The sequence below is a fragment of the Parasphingorhabdus litoris DSM 22379 genome (assembly GCF_020906275.1).
GTDB lineage: Bacteria > Pseudomonadota > Alphaproteobacteria > Sphingomonadales > Sphingomonadaceae > Parasphingorhabdus > Parasphingorhabdus litoris.
Window position 1 is genome coordinate 1,971,852 of the sequence record NZ_CP086727.1, and the last position, 18,829, is coordinate 1,990,680.

Annotated in this window: 21 protein-coding genes; 12 read left to right on the top strand and 9 right to left on the bottom strand. The window is 50.2% G+C overall.

Annotation, left to right across the window (positions count from 1 at the left end):
* The first annotated feature begins 48 nt into the window (after positions 1 to 48).
* From gyrA to BS29_RS09620, 3 genes are read left to right on the top strand one after another with little or no spacing between them, the layout of a single operon-like run.
* The gene (gene gyrA, locus BS29_RS09610; RefSeq protein WP_229953446.1) at positions 49 to 2,796 is read left to right on the top strand and encodes a DNA gyrase subunit A; all 2,748 of its coding nucleotides are present in this window, start codon (positions 49 to 51) and stop codon (positions 2,794 to 2,796) included.
* Positions 2,793 to 3,329 carry a GNAT family N-acetyltransferase gene (locus BS29_RS09615; RefSeq protein WP_229953447.1) on the top strand — a complete coding sequence of 179 codons (537 nt, stop codon included), beginning with the start codon at positions 2,793 to 2,795 and terminating at the stop codon, positions 3,327 to 3,329. Before gyrA ends, BS29_RS09615 begins: the two co-directional genes overlap by 4 nt.
* Before the next feature lie 39 nt (positions 3,330 to 3,368).
* Positions 3,369 to 4,211: a TauD/TfdA dioxygenase family protein gene (locus tag BS29_RS09620; RefSeq protein ID WP_229953448.1), complete on the top strand. Its 843-nt coding sequence runs from the start codon at positions 3,369 to 3,371 to the stop codon at positions 4,209 to 4,211.
* On the opposite strand, the gene BS29_RS09625 is transcribed toward BS29_RS09620, so the two are convergent.
* Positions 4,208 to 4,873 (bottom strand): lysoplasmalogenase, encoded by a 666-nt coding sequence (locus BS29_RS09625; protein WP_229953449.1) that lies wholly within the window; start codon positions 4,871 to 4,873, stop codon positions 4,208 to 4,210. The two genes, BS29_RS09620 and BS29_RS09625, sit on opposite strands and share 4 nt — an antisense overlap.
* Before the next feature lie 72 nt (positions 4,874 to 4,945).
* Here BS29_RS09625 and trmFO point away from each other — a divergent pair, with 72 nt between their 5' ends.
* Positions 4,946 to 6,295 carry a methylenetetrahydrofolate--tRNA-(uracil(54)-C(5))-methyltransferase (FADH(2)-oxidizing) TrmFO gene (gene trmFO, locus BS29_RS09630; protein WP_229953450.1) on the top strand — a complete coding sequence of 450 codons (1,350 nt, stop codon included), beginning with the start codon at positions 4,946 to 4,948 and terminating at the stop codon, positions 6,293 to 6,295.
* Here trmFO and BS29_RS09635 read toward each other — a convergent pair.
* Entirely contained in the window at positions 6,292 to 6,759 is a 468-nt protein-coding gene (locus BS29_RS09635) for an EF-hand domain-containing protein (RefSeq protein WP_229953451.1), read from the bottom strand. The two genes, trmFO and BS29_RS09635, sit on opposite strands and share 4 nt — an antisense overlap.
* A gap of 36 nt (positions 6,760 to 6,795) precedes the next feature.
* Positions 6,796 to 7,467: a hypothetical protein gene (locus BS29_RS09640; protein WP_229953452.1), complete on the bottom strand. Its 672-nt coding sequence runs from the start codon at positions 7,465 to 7,467 to the stop codon at positions 6,796 to 6,798.
* A 154-nt stretch (positions 7,468 to 7,621) separates the two neighbouring features.
* Here BS29_RS09640 and BS29_RS09645 point away from each other — a divergent pair, with 154 nt between their 5' ends.
* Genes BS29_RS09645 through BS29_RS09655 form a run of 3 tightly spaced genes read left to right on the top strand, consistent with a single transcriptional unit; the run spans position 7,622 to position 10,985 of the window.
* Entirely contained in the window at positions 7,622 to 9,691 is a 2,070-nt protein-coding gene (locus BS29_RS09645) for a pilus assembly protein TadG-related protein (RefSeq protein ID WP_229953453.1), read from the top strand.
* On the top strand, positions 9,688 to 10,290 hold the full coding sequence (locus tag BS29_RS09650; RefSeq protein WP_229953454.1) for a TadE/TadG family type IV pilus assembly protein: 603 nt from the start codon (positions 9,688 to 9,690) through the stop codon (positions 10,288 to 10,290). Before BS29_RS09645 ends, BS29_RS09650 begins: the two co-directional genes overlap by 4 nt.
* 32 nt (positions 10,291 to 10,322) lie before the next feature.
* The gene (locus BS29_RS09655) at positions 10,323 to 10,985 is read left to right on the top strand and encodes a TadE/TadG family type IV pilus assembly protein (protein ID WP_229953455.1); all 663 of its coding nucleotides are present in this window, start codon (positions 10,323 to 10,325) and stop codon (positions 10,983 to 10,985) included.
* On the opposite strand, the gene BS29_RS09660 is transcribed toward BS29_RS09655, so the two are convergent.
* From BS29_RS09660 to eno, 4 genes are all read right to left on the bottom strand, one after another.
* Complete coding sequence (locus tag BS29_RS09660) at positions 10,982 to 12,352, bottom strand: pyruvate dehydrogenase complex E1 component subunit beta (RefSeq protein ID WP_229953456.1); 1,371 nt, start codon at positions 12,350 to 12,352, stop codon at positions 10,982 to 10,984. The genes BS29_RS09655 and BS29_RS09660 overlap by 4 nt on opposite strands.
* Positions 12,352 to 13,347, bottom strand: a complete 996-nt coding sequence (gene pdhA, locus BS29_RS09665; RefSeq protein ID WP_229956844.1) for a pyruvate dehydrogenase (acetyl-transferring) E1 component subunit alpha — start codon at positions 13,345 to 13,347, stop codon at positions 12,352 to 12,354. Before pdhA ends, BS29_RS09660 begins: the two co-directional genes overlap by 1 nt.
* Positions 13,348 to 13,550: 203 nt before the next feature.
* Positions 13,551 to 13,862 (bottom strand): FtsB family cell division protein, encoded by a 312-nt coding sequence (locus tag BS29_RS09670; RefSeq protein ID WP_229953457.1) that lies wholly within the window; start codon positions 13,860 to 13,862, stop codon positions 13,551 to 13,553.
* A 116-nt stretch (positions 13,863 to 13,978) separates the two neighbouring features.
* On the bottom strand, positions 13,979 to 15,253 hold the full coding sequence (eno, locus tag BS29_RS09675; protein ID WP_229953458.1) for a phosphopyruvate hydratase: 1,275 nt from the start codon (positions 15,251 to 15,253) through the stop codon (positions 13,979 to 13,981).
* Between the two features lie 214 nt (positions 15,254 to 15,467).
* Here eno and BS29_RS09680 point away from each other — a divergent pair, with 214 nt between their 5' ends.
* Genes BS29_RS09680 through BS29_RS09700 form a run of 5 tightly spaced genes read left to right on the top strand, consistent with a single transcriptional unit; the run spans position 15,468 to position 17,600 of the window.
* Positions 15,468 to 16,028: a hypothetical protein gene (locus BS29_RS09680; RefSeq protein WP_229953459.1), complete on the top strand. Its 561-nt coding sequence runs from the start codon at positions 15,468 to 15,470 to the stop codon at positions 16,026 to 16,028.
* A 44-nt stretch (positions 16,029 to 16,072) separates the two neighbouring features.
* Positions 16,073 to 16,489, top strand: a complete 417-nt coding sequence (locus tag BS29_RS09685) for a phage holin family protein (protein ID WP_229953460.1) — start codon at positions 16,073 to 16,075, stop codon at positions 16,487 to 16,489.
* Positions 16,486 to 16,812 (top strand): hypothetical protein, encoded by a 327-nt coding sequence (locus BS29_RS09690; RefSeq protein WP_229953461.1) that lies wholly within the window; start codon positions 16,486 to 16,488, stop codon positions 16,810 to 16,812. The genes BS29_RS09685 and BS29_RS09690 overlap by 4 nt, the downstream gene beginning before the upstream one ends.
* Before the next feature lie 3 nt (positions 16,813 to 16,815).
* The gene (locus tag BS29_RS09695; protein ID WP_229953462.1) at positions 16,816 to 17,352 is read left to right on the top strand and encodes a hypothetical protein; all 537 of its coding nucleotides are present in this window, start codon (positions 16,816 to 16,818) and stop codon (positions 17,350 to 17,352) included.
* A gap of 14 nt (positions 17,353 to 17,366) precedes the next feature.
* A complete protein-coding gene (locus BS29_RS09700) occupies positions 17,367 to 17,600 on the top strand; it encodes a DUF4170 domain-containing protein (protein WP_229953463.1) in 234 nt (77 codons plus the stop codon).
* A 9-nt stretch (positions 17,601 to 17,609) separates the two neighbouring features.
* Here BS29_RS09700 and BS29_RS09705 read toward each other — a convergent pair whose 3' ends face one another.
* Positions 17,610 to 18,251: a rhomboid family intramembrane serine protease gene (locus BS29_RS09705; RefSeq protein ID WP_229953464.1), complete on the bottom strand. Its 642-nt coding sequence runs from the start codon at positions 18,249 to 18,251 to the stop codon at positions 17,610 to 17,612.
* 11 nt (positions 18,252 to 18,262) lie between these two features.
* Positions 18,263 to 18,736, bottom strand: a complete 474-nt coding sequence (gene greA, locus BS29_RS09710; protein WP_229953465.1) for a transcription elongation factor GreA — start codon at positions 18,734 to 18,736, stop codon at positions 18,263 to 18,265.
* Positions 18,737 to 18,829 lie beyond the last annotated feature (93 nt).

Below are 18,829 nucleotides of genomic sequence, written 5' to 3' on the forward strand. Positions count from 1 at the left end.
CTTCCCCTAGAAGAATCGCAACAAAAAAACACATAAAAAGGCCCGTTTGTGAACGAACAAACCACAGCACCAGAACCTTCTGATATCGAACCTATTGATATCGTCGATGAAATGAAATCCAGTTACATGGATTACGCCATGTCGGTGATTGTCAGCCGCGCCCTGCCCGACGTGCGGGATGGCCTGAAGCCGGTTCACCGCCGCATTCTTTTCTCTTCTCAGGAAGGTGGATTTGTCGCGGGACGTCCCTATCGCAAGAGCGCGAAGATTGTGGGCGACGTGATGGGCAACTACCACCCTCATGGTGACAGCGCGATTTACATGGCGCTTGCACGCATGACGCAGGATTGGTCCATGCGGGTGCCGCTGATCGACGGTCAGGGTAATTTCGGTTCGATGGACCCCGATATGCCGGCGTCCATGCGCTATACAGAAGCGCGATTGAACAAGGTTGCTAACAGCCTGCTCAACGATCTCGACAAAGACACTGTCGATTTCATCGATAATTATGATGGCAGTCGCCAAGAACCCAATGTACTGCCTGCTCGTTTCCCCAATCTATTGGTTAATGGCGCCGGCGGTATCGCGGTGGGCATGGCAACCAATATTCCTCCGCATAATCTGGGTGAAGTCATTAACGCCTGTCTCGCTTATATCGAGAAACCCGGCATTACGGTTGATGAACTTATCGAGATTATTCCAGGGCCAGATTTCCCGACCGCACCTCTGATTCTTGGCCAATCCGGCGCAAGAGCAGCTTACAAGGATGGCCGCGGCTCCATTATGATGCGCGCTCGCCACGAAATTGAAGAAGGACGCGGTGACAAACGATCAATCGTCCTGACCTCAATTCCTTTCCAGGTTGGAAAGTCCGCTCTTGTCGAAAAAATCGCGGAAGCTGCGAAGGACAAGAGAATTGAAGGCGTTTCTGATATTCGTGATGAATCCAGTCGCGCCGGGGTTCGGGTTGTTATCGACCTGAAACGCGATGCAACCGCTGATGTTGTACTGAATCAAATCTGGCGCTTCACCCCTGCCCAGTCCAGCTTCCCGGCGAATATGCTGGCAATCCGCGGCGGACGACCTGAAGTATTGAATCTGCGCGACATTATCGAAGCATTCATCAAGTTCCGCGAAGAAGTTATCACTCGGCGGACCAAGTTTGAACTGAATAAAGCACGCGAACGAGCGCATGTATTGCTTGGCTTGGTTGTGGCCGTCACCAACATGGACGAAGTGGTCCGGATCATTCGTGGATCATCTACTCCAGCAGAAGCGCGCGATACACTCCTGGCACGAGAATGGCCGATTGCTGAAATTGCTGGTTATATCAAATTGGTCGAAGCGATCGAAACTGAGGTCGAAGGCGATACCTACAAGCTCTCTCCGGTCCAGGTTAAAGCAATTCTGGATCTTCGCTTGCAGAAGCTTACTGCGCTTGGCCGAGAAGAGATTGGCGATGAACTAAAAGAGCTTGCAGCCGCTATTGAAGAATATCTCTCAATATTGGCAGACCGCGTGAAGCTATATGCTGTGATGCGCGAAGAACTGGAAGCCGTTCGTGATGAATTTGCGACCCCGCGCGTTAGCGAGATTACTGCGGCTTGGGACGGACTCGAAGACGAAGACCTGATGGAACGTGCCGAAATGGTCGTTACCGTCACCCATGGCGGTTATATCAAACGCACCCCGCTTGATACCTTCCGCGCACAGCGGCGCGGCGGTAAAGGGCGCGCGGGCATGGCGACCAAAGATGAAGATGCTATCACAGAGCTTTTTGTTACGTCGACACATACGCCCGTGTTGTTCTTCTCCACTCACGGCAAAGTTTATCGTCTCAAAGTGTGGAAACTGCCGGAAGGAGGGCCGCAAACCAAGGGACGACCAATGGTCAACCTGCTACCGCTTGCAGAGGGTGAAACCATATCTACCGTTCTGCCCCTGCCCGAGGATGAAGCAGAATGGGGTTCTTTGCATGTGATGTTCGCGACGGCAAAAGGCAGCGTGCGACGTAACAGCATGGATAGCTTCACCAACGTCCCGTCTAACGGCAAATTCGCAATGAAATTTGATGAGGACAGTGATGATCATTTGATCGGTGTCGAACTGCTTACCGATGATGACGACGTCCTTCTGGCAACCAAAAATGGTAAAGCAATCCGCTTTGCTGGCGATGCCGTGCGCTCCTTCCAAAGCCGTACATCTACAGGCGTACGCGGGATCGCGCTTAAAGGAGATGATGAAGTAATATCTCTTTCTGTCTTGCGTGGTTTTGAGGCGACAACAGAGGAACGCGATCAATATTTGAAGGCGGCTCCTTGGAAAGAAAATGAAAACACATCGGAACTTTCTACTGAGCGCTTGGCCGAATTTGCTGAAACCGAAGATTTTATTCTGACAGTATGTGCCAACGGCTACGGCAAACGTTCCAGTGCCTTTGAATATCGCCAATCCGGACGCGGCGGTCAGGGTATCCTCAATATAGACAATATCAAACGCAACGGCACGGTTGTGGCCAGTTTTGAAGCAAAAAATGAAGAGCAGATCATGCTGGTAACGGATCAGGCTAAGCTAATTCGGATGAAAGTCGCTGATATGCGAGTAATTGGTCGTAACAGCTCTGGCGTAAAACTGTTTGATGTCTCGCCCGGTGAAAAAGTTGTTGGCGCCGCCAAAATTGATGAAGAAGATGAACCGGAAAACGAAGCAGAAGAGTTGGTCGCGGGAGATGTCGCAGCAGATGCGTCGCAGGAAGGCTCCTCTGATTCTGAAACTGGAGATGATCCCAAAACATGACGCCCGATGCGCCGGAATTCCTGGTTAAAGACGGCGCATTAAGCTGGCCAGAAATAGCGGATATGCGGGAACGTATTTACCCGCCAGAGAAGCTCATCCATACACCGATGCACGGCATAGAATGGTCGCATTCGCAAAGACGCGTTTTGCTCTATGTTGATGAATCGGTGCGCGCTGTTGCCGGCATCCACGAACGTGAAGTGCTGTGTGATGGCCGGAAAACGCCAGTCGCAGGCATTGGCGGCGTCATGACCGAACCGAAATTCCAAGGTCAAGGGTTTGGCAAACTGGTGATGCATCACTTGATGGATCTTCTTCGGGCAGAGGCCAATAATGCATTTGGCCTGCTGTTTTGCGAAGATCATAACGTCGCATTCTATCGCAAATTGGGCTGGACTCTGTTCGAAGGCGACCTTGTTGTGGAGCAACATGGGAAATCGGGTTCATTTGCATTCCGGAACACCATGGTGCTACCGATAAATGAACCGGCACAAGTAAAGGGCCATATTAATCTATGCGGCCTACCTTGGTGATAACTCACCATTCTTGTGACGATTGAGGGAGAGTATCATATGTCCATCACCGTCACGCCCACGGGTCAAGCTTGCGGTGCAACAGTTACAGGAATAAATCTTTCAGAACCACTGGATGTCGAGCAAGTGGAAGATATTCGCTCTGCATGGTTGGAACATCATATATTATCTTTTCCTCACCAGGAACTGTCCGACGATGATCTAGAGCGCTTTACACTCTATTTCGGCGGATTTGGTCATGATCCTTTTTTTGATCCGATTGAGGGCCGTGAGCATATTGCAGCCATACAGCGCAATGCGGATGAGACATCTCCGCTTTTTGCCGAAAATTGGCACAGTGACTGGAGTTTTCAACAATATCCTCCCGCCGGCACATGCCTGCTTGGAATCGAAATCCCCCCTGTTGGTGGGGACACTTTATTTGCCAATCAACATGCTGCGCTAGACGCCATGCCATCAGAGATGCGCGCTAAATTTGAGGGCAAGATTGCCATTCACAGTGCCAAGATGGCCTATGCACCTGACGGGACATATGGCGAAAAGGACGAAGGACGCAGCATGGCCATTCGCCCTGATGAGTCCGCGCGAGATACACAGCTCCACCCTCTGATCCGTCAACATCCCGAAACAGGGAGGCTCGGTCTATTCAGCTGTATGGGATATATTATCGGCTTTGAAGACATGACACAGCAAGAAGCGCTACCTCTATTAACAGAGCTCTATACCTGGCAAAGTCGGGATGAATTTGTCTATCGTCACGAGTGGGAACCTGGAATGCTGATCATGTGGGACAATCGCTCAGTGTTGCACTGTGCCACTGGCGGCTATCAAGGGCATGATCGGCTGCTTCATCGAACAACAATTTCTGCTTTTGATGGCTAGGGATTGGGAACGTGCATTTCTTTTCGTAATGTCCGAACCACCCCAGTCACGATTAGAAACTGCCCGACATAATATAATGGCCATACCGTCAAGCCTGGAATTCGAGAATTTTCCAAGAACCCCATCTCTGAGAAAATCAAAAGATCAGAGATGATGAATAACAGAGCACCAATTCCGACACGATAGCGTGGAAACCCGCTGGTCCATGCCATTGCCGCCATGACAGCCAGAAAGAGGCTGTACGCTGCAATACTAGGCGCTTCTGCCCGATCAAAAGGAAGCGACCAAGCAATAAAAATCGTGATTGGGATCAATAATGCAGCAAAAGCTTTCTGACTAAAGGAAGTACTCTCACGCCGATGCCGCGCATAAAGCCAGATCGCTACACAATGACTTACGATGAAAGTCACTGCTCCCATCATGAGGTCAATTTCGATAAGCGCATCCCCTAAGGCCCCAAAGGCCATCACTGCAGCAATCAGTTTTCCTTCAAAATTATGAGCTCTGCGTAACGCATAAACCGCAAGAAATCCAACACCTGCCCCCTTCCAAAACATCAAATACATGCCCGGAATGTTGCCATCTTTCACAAAAAAATAGCTGATTCCAAACAGCAAACTGAGCAGCAGATATGGCCTGGACTCGATAATCGCGCGTTTCATGTTTGTCGCCTATCACGCCCTTCCCCACTCTGCCAGATTGACTTTTGTAATTTCCCGCAACACAGAGACGCCATGACACAGGTACATATAATTGGCGGTGGACTCGCTGGATCAGAGGCAGCATGGCAGTTGGCAAAGGCAGGTATAAAAGTGCGCCTTTCCGAAATGCGCGGTGGCGGTGATATGACGCCGGCTCATCAAACAGATGGTCTGGCTGAATTGGTCTGTTCTAACAGCTTTCGATCGGATGACGCTCAGAAAAATGCAGTTGGATTGCTCCATGCTGAAATGCGTGATCTTGGATCAATCATCATGGATCAAGGCGACAAAAACCGTCTGCCTGCCGGTTCTGCTCTCGCGGTAGATCGCGACCATTTCTCAAATGGTGTCACCAAAACCCTCACAGAACATCCGAACATAGAAATAGTGCGCGAGCGGATCGACCGGCTTCCGACGGAAGGCTTAACAATTGTCGCAACCGGCCCGCTTACCGCCATGACGCTGGCTGAAAGCATCGGAGCAGCAACAGGTGAAGACTCCTTGGCCTTTTTCGATGCCATTGCTCCCATTGTTTACAAAGATAGCATCAACATGGATGTCGCATGGATGCAATCTCGCTGGGACAAGGTTGGCCCTGAAGGTGATGGCAAAGATTACATAAATTGCCCAATGAACCGCGATCAATATGAAGCCTTTATCCAAGGCCTGCTTGATGGCGAGAAGACCGACTTCAAGGAATGGGAGAAAAATACACCTTATTTTGAAGGATGTATGCCTATTGAAGTCATGGCGTCACGTGGACCAGAAACCTTGCGGTTCGGTCCTATGAAACCCGTCGGCCTTACCAACGCACATACTGACGAGAGTGCTTATGCCGTAGTGCAACTACGCCAAGACAATGCATTGGGCACTTTGTGGAACATGGTCGGCTTTCAAACCAAACTGAAATATGGTGCCCAAACAGAATTACTGCGCTCCATTCCCGGTCTTGAAAATGCCGAGTTCGCAAGAATGGGTGGGCTGCACCGAAATACATTTATCAATTCGCCGAAATTACTGGATCAGGAAATGCGTCTGAAAAAGGCGCCGCATATTCGGTTCGCCGGCCAGATTACGGGTTGCGAGGGCTATGTAGAAAGTGCCGCAGTTGGCCTCATGGTCGGACGCATGGTGGCAGCAGATATTAAAGGCGAGACATTCGTCTACCCGCCACAAACGACGGCCTTTGGCGCATTGCTATCGCATATAACCGGAGGCGCTGATGCCCAAGACTATCAACCGATGAATGTCAACTTCGGCCTTTTCCCACCTTTTGAACAACGCGTCAAAAAGAAGGAGCGAAAAGAGGCTTACACCACCCGTGCGCGAAAAGATTTTGCAGAATGGCAGGATACGGCAACAAGCAACCCAAAAGCGGCCTAACATTTACAGCGTTGCGCGGCGCGTTTAGGCCTGGTCGTACGAAACTCCGCCCTTGTTAACTGCCCGTCTCCATCTTCATCCGCTCGCTCAAAACGATCACTTGTCGCGACAGCCCATTCCTCGAAAGTCAGCAGATTATCTCCGTTCTTATCCAAAGCCTTGAAAGCTTTGGTCCGGCTGCTCATCATTTCTAGCCGTGTAATGACATTATCGCGATTGCGATCGTACCGATTGAAACGCCGCTCTTCCCGAGAAGCTTTGTAGGCTTTTGGTGGCTCAGGAGGAGGAGGACCAAGTACCGGAGCATTTTCATCGGCTTCGGGTAAACCCTCAGGTTCCAGCTGTTCAGGCGGCGGCGGTGCATCTGGGAGCACCACTTCTTGTCCGTTGACACCAATCCAGAAAAATAGTCCGGCAGTGATCAACAACATCATAGTAATGGCACCGGCGACATATCGTTTCATGTGCCGCTTGCTCCCTCACCTTGATCTTATCTGGTGTTAACAGCCGGAGACGCCGTGCCAGATGATTTTACTAGCAACCCCTGGACGATAAAGATCGGCTGTTAACGAGCCTTTTTTGGCATCGCTTTTCGCCAATTTACAGAAAATTGAGAGCGGCCGACCGCTACTGTCAAAGCGCAGGGATGGCACGCTCTCAAACCGTTCTTTACATTTATCAAAAGCCACTTGGCGCATTCCGGCATCACTACAATGCCGAGCAAAATCCCAAAGCGCCCAACCCTGCGCTCCAATTTTCTGATCGTCGGTCAGATTGTTTGTTCCGCCAAGTGGAAAACCGAAGGCGCCCTCCCCTCGCCTTTCAGCGTATAAGTCAAACTGTTGATCATCCCAGGGAAAGTCGTCCAGCACGAGTTCCCATCCTTCCAACAATGCCATCAAAGACAAAAGATCCGCACCTTGCTGTTCTGCTTCGCTTATCAGCGCCACCAAAGGTTCGCCTGCCGGACGCTCCTTTGCCGCCTTGGTTAAAATATCCCGCCACCAAGTTAACCGCATTTGTCCAATCAATGTTTCGGAGGTGGATTGGATAACCGACGCAAATCTCGAATCCAATGCAAAAACAAGCGCATAGAGCGAATGGTGAGGGCGTTTTGCATAGGCCAAAACCAGTCTGCGTAACGGATCCAGATGTAAAAATGCATCACTCATGACGATGCCGTTGCCAGTTTTCTGGGGTAAATCAAGGTAAAGATCGCTTTAACCAAAGCCATTGGCGCACCGCTAACCCTTTTCTCTCTATCAGACACGCTGAATTGAAATCCATCTGCGTGAATTATTGGCGCAATAATAAAAGGCCAGGGGCATGGTTACAAAGAACGAGAGAAAATCGCAGAAGTCATTTTTGCAACGATTGCGGTCTGATACCACTGGTAACACTTTTGCCATGGCTGCTGCAGCAATTTTCCCGATAATCGGTGTCATTGGTGGTGGTGTTGATATCGGCCGTGGCTATATGGCCAAAGCTCGCTTGCAACAGGCCTGCGATGCTGGCGCTCTTGCCGGTAGACGTTCGATGACAGGCGATACAATGGCCGCCGCCGATAAGGTACAAGCTCGAAAGTTTTTTGACTTTAACTTTCCCGAAGGAACCTTCGGAACAGAACCATTTCAACAAATTGATGGCAAAGACAATCCTCGCTTTGTTGATGGCGTAGAACCGCGGACGGTTGACGGTTTTGCAGAAGCCCAAATTCCAACCACTTTGATGCGGGTTTTTGGCAATGATCGCATGACAATCAAAGTCTCTTGCGTCACCCGACTGGACGTTGGCAATGTTGACGTCATGATGGTGCTCGATTTGTCCGGTTCAATGGATTGGAGACCAAATGGGTCCACCACCAGCGTTGAAACCGAAAAGAGGATCCATGGTCTTAGAGAAGCCGTAAAAGATTTTTATGGTACGCTCGGCACGGGTGGCGGCGGCGGAGCTGTAAACAACCAGATACGCTATGGATTTGTAAACTACAATTCTCATGTAAATGTCGGGCAATTGCTGCTCGACGAAAATCCAGCTTGGCTGGTCGGGGGAACTGCAGGTGATCGCTGGTCTTACCAGACCCGGCGCGGAACGTGGGAAGTCCCGAATCCCAATTACATTCCACCTGATCCTAACTACGATCCACGTACTGATCCTGGTGCGGCACCGATATCAACGGATATTGATACTGATATAGAATTGCTGAGACAGCTAGACGGTCCAGAATGCACGACACAGTTTGGTCAAAACCAAAGCGTTCCAGGCTATTGGACTGCCAATCCAAGTGGCAACCCAATAGTGACGTTGGATACAAGCGGTGAATATTCCGTCTTGGTGACTCGAACCTATTCTTATCACAGCTGGAATGGCTCACAAGCTCAACCACCGGCAAACGCTGTTGGTTCGGCTTATTGGCTAGACTGTGAGCGCGAAGTCGAAATCAAAACCGAAACCTTTGAAAAAGGAGGTGGAAATGGTGAACCTGAGTTTATTACCGTAGACAAATGGCAAGCCGATGCGGTGAGCTTCAGCGGCTGGGAATATGGGCAATTCACCCATGAAGTTTCCGACTATGTAGCATCAATTGACTCAAGTGAAGATCCTGTTCAACGTCCAACAGAAAATAATCTGGAGTTGGATCGTTGGGCTGGTTGTATTGAGGAACGCGATACAGATGCGACTATTACTGACAGCAGCTCGAACATAAGTGCTGGCGCTCTTGATCTCAATATCGACCTTGTACCAACAGACAATGCATCACGTTGGCGCCCAAGCTGGCCAGGTGTTGAGTTCCTAAGAAATAGTAACCGTATTAGCAGCTCTCAATGCACGACTCCAGCTAGACGCTTGGCGCAATATGACTCCATCACCTCACCAGGGCTGGACAGCAATGGCAACCAAGTAGGCGGCAGTCTGGAAGCTTATATCGATAGTTTGACAGCAACAGGCACAACCAATCATACGATTGGAATGATTTGGGGTGCAAGGCTGCTGTCTGAAAACGGCTTATTTGCAACTGAAAACCAATATACTGGAAATGGCTTTCCAATAGGTCGTCATCTCGTTTTCATGACAGACGGAGCCATGAATTTCAATGGCAACAGATATAATGTCTATGGTTACAACCAATTGGACGGCAGAATTGCGCCAACAGGTACAAGCAATGGCGATCTGGATGATATTCAGGAAAATCGCTTTCAGTTAATATGCCAAGCCATTCGCAATCAAGGCGTTACCATCTGGGTTGTTCAATTTGGCGTGACCAACGTTACCCAAAGCATGAGAGATTGCGCAACCAGCGATGATCATGCGGCGCCGGCCACGGACAATGCCACCTTGCAAGCGGCATTCAGTGATATTGCCAAAACCATCGGTGGATTGAGGATTTCACAATGATTGATCGAAAGCAGAACAAATCCAGCATTTTTAGCAATGAGGATGGCGCCACGCTAATGGAATTTGGCTTAGTGGCTGGCCCCTTGATGATGCTCATTTTAGGTATCACCGATCTTGGCTATCGGGGATATCTCGACACTCTCACCAAATCGAAGCTGCATGAAATAGCGCGACAGGCGTCGACTGGTAATTTGCCTGAAGATCAGATCGAACAGATTATTGAGGCAGATCTAGCACCACTCTTACTCACTGGTGTCGATCCAGAAGTGACGGTCAAAAGCTATTTTGATTTTACCAGTATCGGCAAGCCTGAGAAATTGCTTACTGACAATAACGGCGATGGTAATCTTGATCCAGGTGACTGTTATTTGGACGGTAATCGCAATGGCGAATTTGATGTGAACTTTGGTAATAGCGGTATTGGTGGTCCCGATGATATTGTGAACTATACAATTACCATCGAGTCACCTCGGCTTTTCCCATTGGCAAAAATGTTTGGATGGAGCGAGACGATGATCACGACGAACAGTACAGCTGTTCGCAACCAACCCTATGGCGATCAAGCCGACGTTCCAGAAATATGCGAGCCGATAACATGATTTACGATAATATTTCTCATTCGTTGAAAGACATGAAACGGAAATTCGACAACCTGTCGCTTGTCAAAGATACAAGCGGCCTCGCATTGGTCGAATTTGCCTTTACAGCTCCCTTGCTTCTGACATTTGGACTGGGCGGATTGGAAACAGCAAATTTGGCTGTTGCGCACCTACAAGTAAGCCAAGTCGCTATGTTGGCTGCCGATAACGCTTCACGGGTGAGAACTACGATTGATGAAGCAGATATTCGCGAAATATTCACCGGTGTGCATCTGACAGGAAACAGCATCGACTTCTCACCCAACGCGCGCGTCATCTTGTCGAATTTGGAGCATAATGGCCTGTTGGGATCTGACGAAGGGCAATGGATCCGCTGGCAAAGATGCTATGGCAGCAATACGAAATACAGTTCCAGCTACGGAGCCGAAGGTGATGGGCGAACGGATTCCTCGCTCGCAGGCGGCATCGGTCCCACCGGCAAGAAGATTGAAGCAACCGCAGCAACGGCAGTCAACTTTGTTGAAGTCGTATATGATTATAAGCCGCTAGTATCTGACAGGTTTTTTGGCGAAGTTGTGATACGATATCAAAGCGCCTTTGTGTCTCGTGAACGCGCAGATCATGCACTCAGAAATGCAAGTAGCATTCCCGCTTCCGAACTATGGACATGCAATCGCTACGCTACAGTGAGTTAACGATAGCAGACCCTTTTCGCAGCAGCGATGATCCGATCGCTGTCAATTAGGGCTGCTTTCTCCAGGTTGGCAGCATAAGGTAGCGGGACATCCTCGTTGGTTACGCGTGCGACTGGTGCGTCGAGATCGTCGAATCCTTCATCCATACAAATTGCCATGATCTCACTGGCAATTGAACAAGTCGGCCAGCCTTCTTCAGCAACGACCAGACGGTTAGTCTTTGCCAAGCTTTTGAGAACCGTTTCCGTGTCCAATGGACGCAGCGTGCGAAGATCAATCACTTCCGCATCAATCCCCTCACCTGCCAATGTATCTGCAGCTTCCAGTGCCAGTCCTACACCAATAGAGTAGCTTACAATGGTCACATCTGACCCTTCGCGCATGATACGCGCTTTGCCGATTGGCAATACATAGTCATCAATCTCGGGGAGTTCGAATGAACGTCCGTAAAGCAATTCATTCTCCAAAAACACAACCGGGTCTGGACAACGGATCGCAGCTTTCAACAGGCCTTTTGCATCGGCAGCATCATAGGGCGCTATGACGATCAGACCTGGGACACTGGCATACCATGGCCCATAATTTTGGCTATGCTGGGCACCCACCCGCGCAGCCGCGCCATTTGGCCCACGAAATACAATCGGGCAACGCATCTGGCCGCCAGACATGTAGTTGGTTTTAGCTGCAGAATTAATGATATGGTCAATCGCTTGCATGGCGAAATTGAACGTCATGAATTCTACGATCGGTTTCAACCCACCCATAGCAGCACCCGCACCAATGCCTGCAAAACCATGCTCTGTAATGGGCGTATCAATGACGCGCTTGCTGCCAAATTCATCCAGCAAGCCCTGGGTCACTTTGTAAGCGCCTTGGTACTCGGCAACCTCTTCACCCATGACAAACACGCTGTCATCGGCCCGCATCTCTTCGGCCATTGCGTCACGAAGCGCCTCGCGAACGGTAATGCTGATCATTGCTGTGCCTTCAGGGATGGCTGGATCTTCGGCACGAGATATTTCTATAGCGGGTGCAGTCTGTGGTTCTTTTGGAGATGGCTCCGGGGCCGGTTGGGCTTCCACTTTTGATACAGAATCCGTAACGGATGACGTACTTTCCTCTGCATCATCACCAATCAACTCGGCAATGACCGTGCCTACGGCCACTTCATCTGTTCCTTCGGCAACCAGAATCTTCGAAATTACGCCTTCATCTACGGCTTCAAATTCCATTGTCGCCTTATCTGTTTCAATCTCGGCCAATATATCGCCAGAGCTGACCTCATCACCCTCTTTGACCAACCATTTCGCAAGCGTCCCCTCTTCCATTGTCGGTGACAGCGCAGGCATTTTTAGTTCGATCGCCATCAATATTGCTCCACCAATACATCAGTATAAAGTTCCTCAGCAGCGGGTTCCGGCGATTCTTCGGCAAAATCTGCTGCCTCCATCACGGTCTTGCGCACCTTTTTGTCCAAGGCCTTCAAATCCTCTTCTTTGACGCCCTGCTTCATCAACATGGCTTTCACCTGTTCGATAGGATCTGATTTCTCACGAACGTCCTGCACTTCGTCGCGACTGCGATAGCGTGCCGGGTCGGACATGGAGTGGCCGCGATAGCGATAGGTTTTCAATTCCATCAATACCGGACCTTTGCCGCTGCGCACATATTTCAAGGCTTCTTCGACCGCGCCGCGGACTGCCAAAACATCCATGCCATCAACCTGTACGCCTGGAATGCGAAAGCTTTCACCACGGCGATACAATTGATCTTCGGATGACGAACGGTTGACGCTCGTGCCCATGGCATACTGGTTATTCTCGATCACAAAAATGACTGGAAGCTTCCAAAGCTCCGCCATGTTGAAGCTCTCGTAAACCTGCCCCTGATTCGATGCACCATCGCCAAAATAAGCCAGACAAACACCGCCATCTTCGCGATATTTATGTCCGAAGGCCAGACCGGTTCCCAGTGACACCTGTGCACCGACAATACCGTGGCCACCATAAAAGCCGTGCTCCACGGAGAACATGTGCATCGACCCGCCCTTACCCTTGGAAATACCAGACGCACGACCGGTCAGTTCAGCCATAACAACATTGGGATCAATACCGCAGGCCAGCATATGGCCATGATCACGATAACCGGTGATCACGCTGTCCTTGCCCGGTTCAATCGCAGATTGTAGGCCTGTGACTACAGCTTCCTGTCCGATATAGAGATGACAGAAACCGCCAATCAGTCCCAGGCCATATAGTTGCCCTGCCTTTTCTTCAAAGCGCCGAATGAGCAGCATCTGCTCATAAAAATCTATCAGTTCAGCTTTGCTGGCTTTATAAATTGGAGTTTTCAGCGCCGGCAAACGATTGACGGACTTTGTTGTTGCCTTTTTTGGTGCCCTTTTAACCGGCGCCTTGGATTTTGATGGGGCTTTCTGGGGAGATTTTGCCACGCTCGCAGTTTCCTGTCTCTTTTTTGGGTTTACAACATCATAAACAGGTCAGCCAGATTTCCCAAGCCTAATACGCTGGAAAAGACACAAAAAATTGACCAAGAACCAGGATACTATTTGAGCGGAACGATAATCTCGTCCGGGTGAACGAAATTGCCTTCCTTGCGCAGCAATTCCCCCACCAAATCCGGATCAGCACCATTGGGGTCAAGCAACTCTACGCGATTTTTCAAAGCATCACGCTCTGCCTCAAGAGCCGCAAGCTGCGTTCCCCGTTCATCAAGAGCCGTGCGATACTCGCCCCAGGCCAGAATTCCGGTTGGCCCGAGCACAGCATAACCGGCAATCGCGAGCAAAGTCAGCAGAGCAAAACCAGGGCCGAGGGCCGCTTTGATCAATCCACCAATTTTCTCTTTATGAGCCATATTCTCTCTTGAATCAGAATAATGATTCGCTGGCAAGTGGATTAACACTTTAAATTAAAAATAGTGGGTTTGGGTCGCTGAAATGCCACTTGATCAAGACCGCAGTCAAAACCAACTTAGGAGAAAATTGCACGCCCTGCATAGTGCGCAACGGTATCGAGCTCTTCCTCAATCCGGATCAGCTGATTGTATTTCGCAAGCCGATCCGACCGCGCCAAGCTACCCGTCTTGATCTGTCCGCAATTGGTAGCGACTGCCAAATCAGCAATGGTTGCATCTTCCGTTTCACCAGAGCGATGCGACATCACCGCAGTGTAAGACGCATTATGAGCCATACGAACAGCCTCGAGTGTTTCCGACAGCGTCCCAATCTGATTGACCTTCACGAGCAAGCTGTTGGCAAGACCGTCTTTAATCCCCTGCGACAAGCGCGCCGGGTTGGTTACAAACAGATCATCGCCAACCAGTTGGACTGTATCTCCAACAGCGTCCGTCAGCAGTTTCCAACCTTCGAAATCATCTTCAGCCATACCGTCTTCAACCGACTTGATGGGATAGTCTTTGCAAAGCTCCGCCAGATAGCTGGACATTTCTGCGGGTGACAAAATCTTATTCTCTCCCGAGATATGATATTGTCCATCTTTGAAAAATTCAGTTGCAGCACAATCCAGCGCCAGCACTACCTCATCGCCAGCCTTAAAGCCCGCTTTCTCTATCGAGGCCATTACAAAATCAAGCGCGTCACGTGTCGACCCAAGATTAGGAGCAAAGCCGCCTTCATCACCAACAGCCGTAGCCAGACCTTTTTCGGACAAGCCAGCTTTTAACGTATGGAAAATCTCTGCTCCCCAGCGCACAGCTTCAGCGATGCTGTCTGCACCGACAGGCATGACCATGAATTCCTGAAAATCAATTGGGTTGTCGGCATGTTCACCGCCATTGATAATGTTCATCATTGGCACTGGCAAAACGCGTGCGGAGACCCCGCCCACATAGCGATAGAGCGGCAATCCCCTTGCATCTGCAGCGGCCTTAGCGGCTGCCAAACTAACCCCCAATATCGCATTTGCGCCTAGACGGCCTTTATTGTCTGTCCCATCCAAGGCGATCATCGCCGCATCAAGTTCTTCCTGATCCTCGGCATCCAGTCCGAGTAGCGCATCACTAATCTCTCCATTAACCGCTTCGATCGCCTTGAGCACGCCTTTACCGAGATATTTGCTCTTGTCGCCATCACGCAACTCGACTGCTTCATAGGCACCGGTAGAGGCTCCCGACGGTACCGCTGCCCGCCCGAAGCTACCGTCTTCTAACAAGATATCGACCTCAACAGTTGGATTGCCTCGGCTATCCAATATTTGGCGAGCATGAAGATCTAATATTGCAGTCATTTTCGTGGGGCCTCCTGCGGAAGTTAGGATATCGCAAAGCCCTTATCGTCATGATAAGCTCGTGGCAATCACCAGCTTTACAAAAGGTGACATGAACGCGGTGGTTTGCCCTTGAATCAAAAGGATTAGATACCATCTAATTTGAGGGAAAACCGATCGATAAATTTATCGATTAGACTGTAATGGCAAGGGTTTTGAGGAAGGAATATCAAATATGGCCGCCGATCAGGACAAGAAACCAGCAGCTCGCAAGACAGCAGCAAAAAAACCGGCTGCGAAGAAACCCGCTGCAAAAAAGCCAGCGGCTAAACGTACGCAGGCTAAAAAATCCACGCCCGCCAAAGGCGTGAACGTCAAAAAGGCGACATCCGCAAAACCATCCGCGCCGCTCAAGGCGGGTGCGACACGAGCTGCTTCAACCCAATCAAATACCGCGAGCGATTTGAAAGAGCGCGCCATTGATAAAGCGCGAACAACCGCCAATGATGGCAAGGCAAAAGCTGGCGAAGCAATTGAAACGTTCAGCGAGATGATTGAAAACAGCGCCAAAACAATAGATGAGAATGTCGGTGAAAAATATGGCGACTATGCCCGCTCTGCAGCAGATGCCGTTTCTTCCTTTGCCGAAAAGGTCAATTCCAAAGATGTCGATGAAATGGTGGAAGATGCGCGAAGCTTTGTTCGCAAACGGCCAGCAGTTGCTATCGGTGCCGCTGCTGTTGTTGGCCTGCTGGTCTCTCGTCTGATCAAGTCCGGCATGGATGATCGTAGCTAGAATGTGTATCACTCAACCCAATTTGATCGAAATGGGTGATTGTGTTGAACGATAAAACAACAGGAATAGAAGCTGAACAGTCTTGCGATGGAGCGGAAACGGCACAAACCGAGCCGCTCACATCCAATCCAGATGACAGACCACTCAAATTGCAAGTCAGTGATCTTGTCGATGATGTTCGTAAACTCGCAGAAGCAGAAATAGAATATTATCGCGTAAAATTGTCCGTCAATATGGCGGCGACCAAGACCGTATTGGTTCTGTTCAGCGTCGCCATCATATTGGGGATTACCACTATGGTCGCCCTGATTTTGGGAATATTGTTGATTTTATCTCATTATTGGGGACCAGTGGCGGCAACAGGATTGTTGACAGGTGGCGCATTGTTGCTGACGACAATTCTAATGACCATGGCAATTAAACGGGCGCGCAAACTACCTTTGGATGAGAATGATCAATGACCCAAAAAAATGACGATATTTTCAAGCTGCGAAGCCTGGCAATTGAAAAAAAAGAAGCGCGTGAGAACTTGAAGGAAGACATCTCCGAAACGAAAGAACGTTTGCGGCCAGCAAACCTGATCCAGGAAGCTAAAGATAAGGCTCTGGATCGTGTGCAGAAAACAGGTGAAACTGCCTTGCAAGGAGTCAAAGACAATCCAGGCAAGGTAGCATCAGTGGCCGCGGCGGCCGCGCTTCTCGCGCTGCGCAAGCCGCTGACCAACTATTTCACCAATCGCAAAGCTGCCAATGACGGTAAGAACGACGCCAATTCCGAGGAGTGAGCAATGAGCAATTTATCTGACAACATTGAAAAAGCCCGCGCTGCTTCCAGGGAACGCTTGGAGAATGCCAAGGAACTGGCTGGCCAAGGCACGGGTATCGCATTGGAAAAAATGTCCGAAAGCAAAAAACGTGCTGCCGCACTTTTAGATGACGGCAAGACGAAAGCAGCAGAAAGCGTGGCTGCGACCAAGAAAATGGCAAAAACCGCAGCAAGCAAGTCGGAAGAGACCATCACCAAAAGTCCGCTTGCAGTTGTTGCGGGAGGCTTGGCACTTGGCGCGCTGGTTGGCGCGTTGCTACCAAAAAGCAAAACAGAAACGAAATATGTCGGTGGTGCCGGTAAAAAAATAAACGAAACCGCCAAAAAAGCCTATGGCGCAGCGAAGGAAGCTGGGCAGGAGCAGATCGAAACCCTTGGCCTCGACAAGGACAGTGTGCAGGATCAGATCAAAGATCTGCTTGGAAAAGCTGCCGAAGCTGCTAAGAGCGCCGCCGAAGCCGCTACGGAAGCGGTCAAATCGGAAAAATCTGACAAATAGAGACTGGGGCACATATGAGCGAGCGCAGCAAAATTCATCTGGTAATGGGCGGACGGGTCAAAGATCCGCGCGGACTGGATTATGAAAATCTCGATCAGGTCGATCTTGTTGGCGTCTATCCCAATTACGAAGAAGCCGAGGAAGTCTGGCGCTCCAATGCCCAACGCACTGTGGATGATGCTGAAATGAAATATGTCATCGTGCACCTGCACAAGTTGCTTGAACCTGAGCTACCTGCCGAAGACTGATTTCGGCGGTCAGGCGTTTTTAAAGCGCCACTGCAACAATGGCCGCGTCATTACCAATCCGGCAACAAATCCACCGATATGAGCAAAAATCGCGATACCGTTCAGGCTGCCGCGAGTTGCAACGCCGATCATTAACTGGATTCCGATCCAGGCCAGCGTGAGCCATGCAATCCGCACCACATGACCGGGAAATGGCCCTACTGGTTTGACTTCATTGCGGGCGAATAAAAGTGCGTAAGCTCCCAATATGGCGGATATTGCACCGCTTGCACCAACGACCGGAATAACGGAGTCCCCGTTGACAGCAAATTCGGCAAGCGAAGCGGCATAAGCCCCAGCCACATAAAGAACCGCCATTAATTGCGGGCCAAGCGCCTGTTCGACAAAGCGCCCGCAGAACAGCAACATTAACATGTTGAACGCGATATGCATCAACCCACCATGCAGAAAAGCAGACGACATTGGGGTGAGCCAGGCCGGCACCATTCCGTTAATTTCTCCAAACTCGGCAAGCCCGTCGCCCAGTCGTATCGGAAAGAAACCACCGCGCAGAACCGCTTCATCCTGCAAACCCGAAATCCATAAAAACAGGTAGATCACAACATTGGCAATGATAAGCCCGTTGGTCAGCTTTCCGGTTGGCAGGTTCATGTCATATCAAATCAGATAAACTCGATTTTTTCGAGCAGATAATATTTATCGCCAGCAGGCACGGTGACTTCAATCTCATCGCCCACACTGCGACCGATAAAAGCCCGCCCGATAGGGCTGTTATAGCTAATTTTACCGACTTTCGCGTCCGCCTCAGCCTGCCCAACCAGCTGATATTTCACCGGTTTGTCGTCTTCGTCGAGCAGAGTCAGCGTCGCGCCAAATACCGCTTTGTCCCCTGACAGGGTTGATGGATCGATAACCTGGGCCCTGCTCAGCTTGTCTTCGATATCGGCGATAGTAGCTTCAACTTGCCCCTGACGCTCTTTCGCAGCGTGATATTCGGCATTTTCCGACAAGTCACCATGCGCTCGCGCTTCCTCAATCGCATCAACAATGCGTGGGCGCTCATCCTTCAATTCCTTGAGTTCAGCTTCCAACTTGGCATGGCCTTCGGCCAGCATCGGTACTTTTTCTACAGCCATTTTTGGCCTTTCTTCTTCCTACTCACTATGGTTTTCTGGGCCACAGCGTCAAAAATAGTTTCCCGGCGCCCCTCCCTCATGAAGGCTCGCCCG

What these genes read in the sequence shown, in the direction of transcription:
- BS29_RS09635 (WP_229953451.1), bottom strand. Translation starts at nt 6,759, where the DNA reads ATGAAACGATATGTCGCCGGTGCCATTACTATGATGTTGTTGATCACT.
- BS29_RS09625 (WP_229953449.1), bottom strand. Translation starts at nt 4,873, where the DNA reads ATGAAACGCGCGATTATCGAGTCCAGGCCATATCTGCTGCTCAGTTTG.
- BS29_RS09680 (WP_229953459.1), top strand. Translation starts at nt 15,468, where the DNA reads ATGGCCGCCGATCAGGACAAGAAACCAGCAGCTCGCAAGACAGCAGCA.
- BS29_RS09655 (WP_229953455.1), top strand. Translation starts at nt 10,323, where the DNA reads ATGAAACGGAAATTCGACAACCTGTCGCTTGTCAAAGATACAAGCGGC.
- BS29_RS09615 (WP_229953447.1), top strand. Translation starts at nt 2,793, where the DNA reads ATGACGCCCGATGCGCCGGAATTCCTGGTTAAAGACGGCGCATTAAGC.
- eno (WP_229953458.1), bottom strand. Translation starts at nt 15,253, where the DNA reads ATGACTGCAATATTAGATCTTCATGCTCGCCAAATATTGGATAGCCGA.
- BS29_RS09670 (WP_229953457.1), bottom strand. Translation starts at nt 13,862, where the DNA reads ATGGCTCATAAAGAGAAAATTGGTGGATTGATCAAAGCGGCCCTCGGC.
- BS29_RS09705 (WP_229953464.1), bottom strand. Translation starts at nt 18,251, where the DNA reads ATGAACCTGCCAACCGGAAAGCTGACCAACGGGCTTATCATTGCCAAT.
- BS29_RS09690 (WP_229953461.1), top strand. Translation starts at nt 16,486, where the DNA reads ATGACCCAAAAAAATGACGATATTTTCAAGCTGCGAAGCCTGGCAATT.
- BS29_RS09645 (WP_229953453.1), top strand. Translation starts at nt 7,622, where the DNA reads ATGGTTACAAAGAACGAGAGAAAATCGCAGAAGTCATTTTTGCAACGA.
- BS29_RS09695 (WP_229953462.1), top strand. Translation starts at nt 16,816, where the DNA reads ATGAGCAATTTATCTGACAACATTGAAAAAGCCCGCGCTGCTTCCAGG.
- BS29_RS09640 (WP_229953452.1), bottom strand. Translation starts at nt 7,467, where the DNA reads ATGAGTGATGCATTTTTACATCTGGATCCGTTACGCAGACTGGTTTTG.
- greA (WP_229953465.1), bottom strand. Translation starts at nt 18,736, where the DNA reads ATGGCTGTAGAAAAAGTACCGATGCTGGCCGAAGGCCATGCCAAGTTG.
- BS29_RS09650 (WP_229953454.1), top strand. Translation starts at nt 9,688, where the DNA reads ATGATTGATCGAAAGCAGAACAAATCCAGCATTTTTAGCAATGAGGAT.
- BS29_RS09660 (WP_229953456.1), bottom strand. Translation starts at nt 12,352, where the DNA reads ATGGCGATCGAACTAAAAATGCCTGCGCTGTCACCGACAATGGAAGAG.
- trmFO (WP_229953450.1), top strand. Translation starts at nt 4,946, where the DNA reads ATGACACAGGTACATATAATTGGCGGTGGACTCGCTGGATCAGAGGCA.
- BS29_RS09700 (WP_229953463.1), top strand. Translation starts at nt 17,367, where the DNA reads ATGAGCGAGCGCAGCAAAATTCATCTGGTAATGGGCGGACGGGTCAAA.
- BS29_RS09620 (WP_229953448.1), top strand. Translation starts at nt 3,369, where the DNA reads ATGTCCATCACCGTCACGCCCACGGGTCAAGCTTGCGGTGCAACAGTT.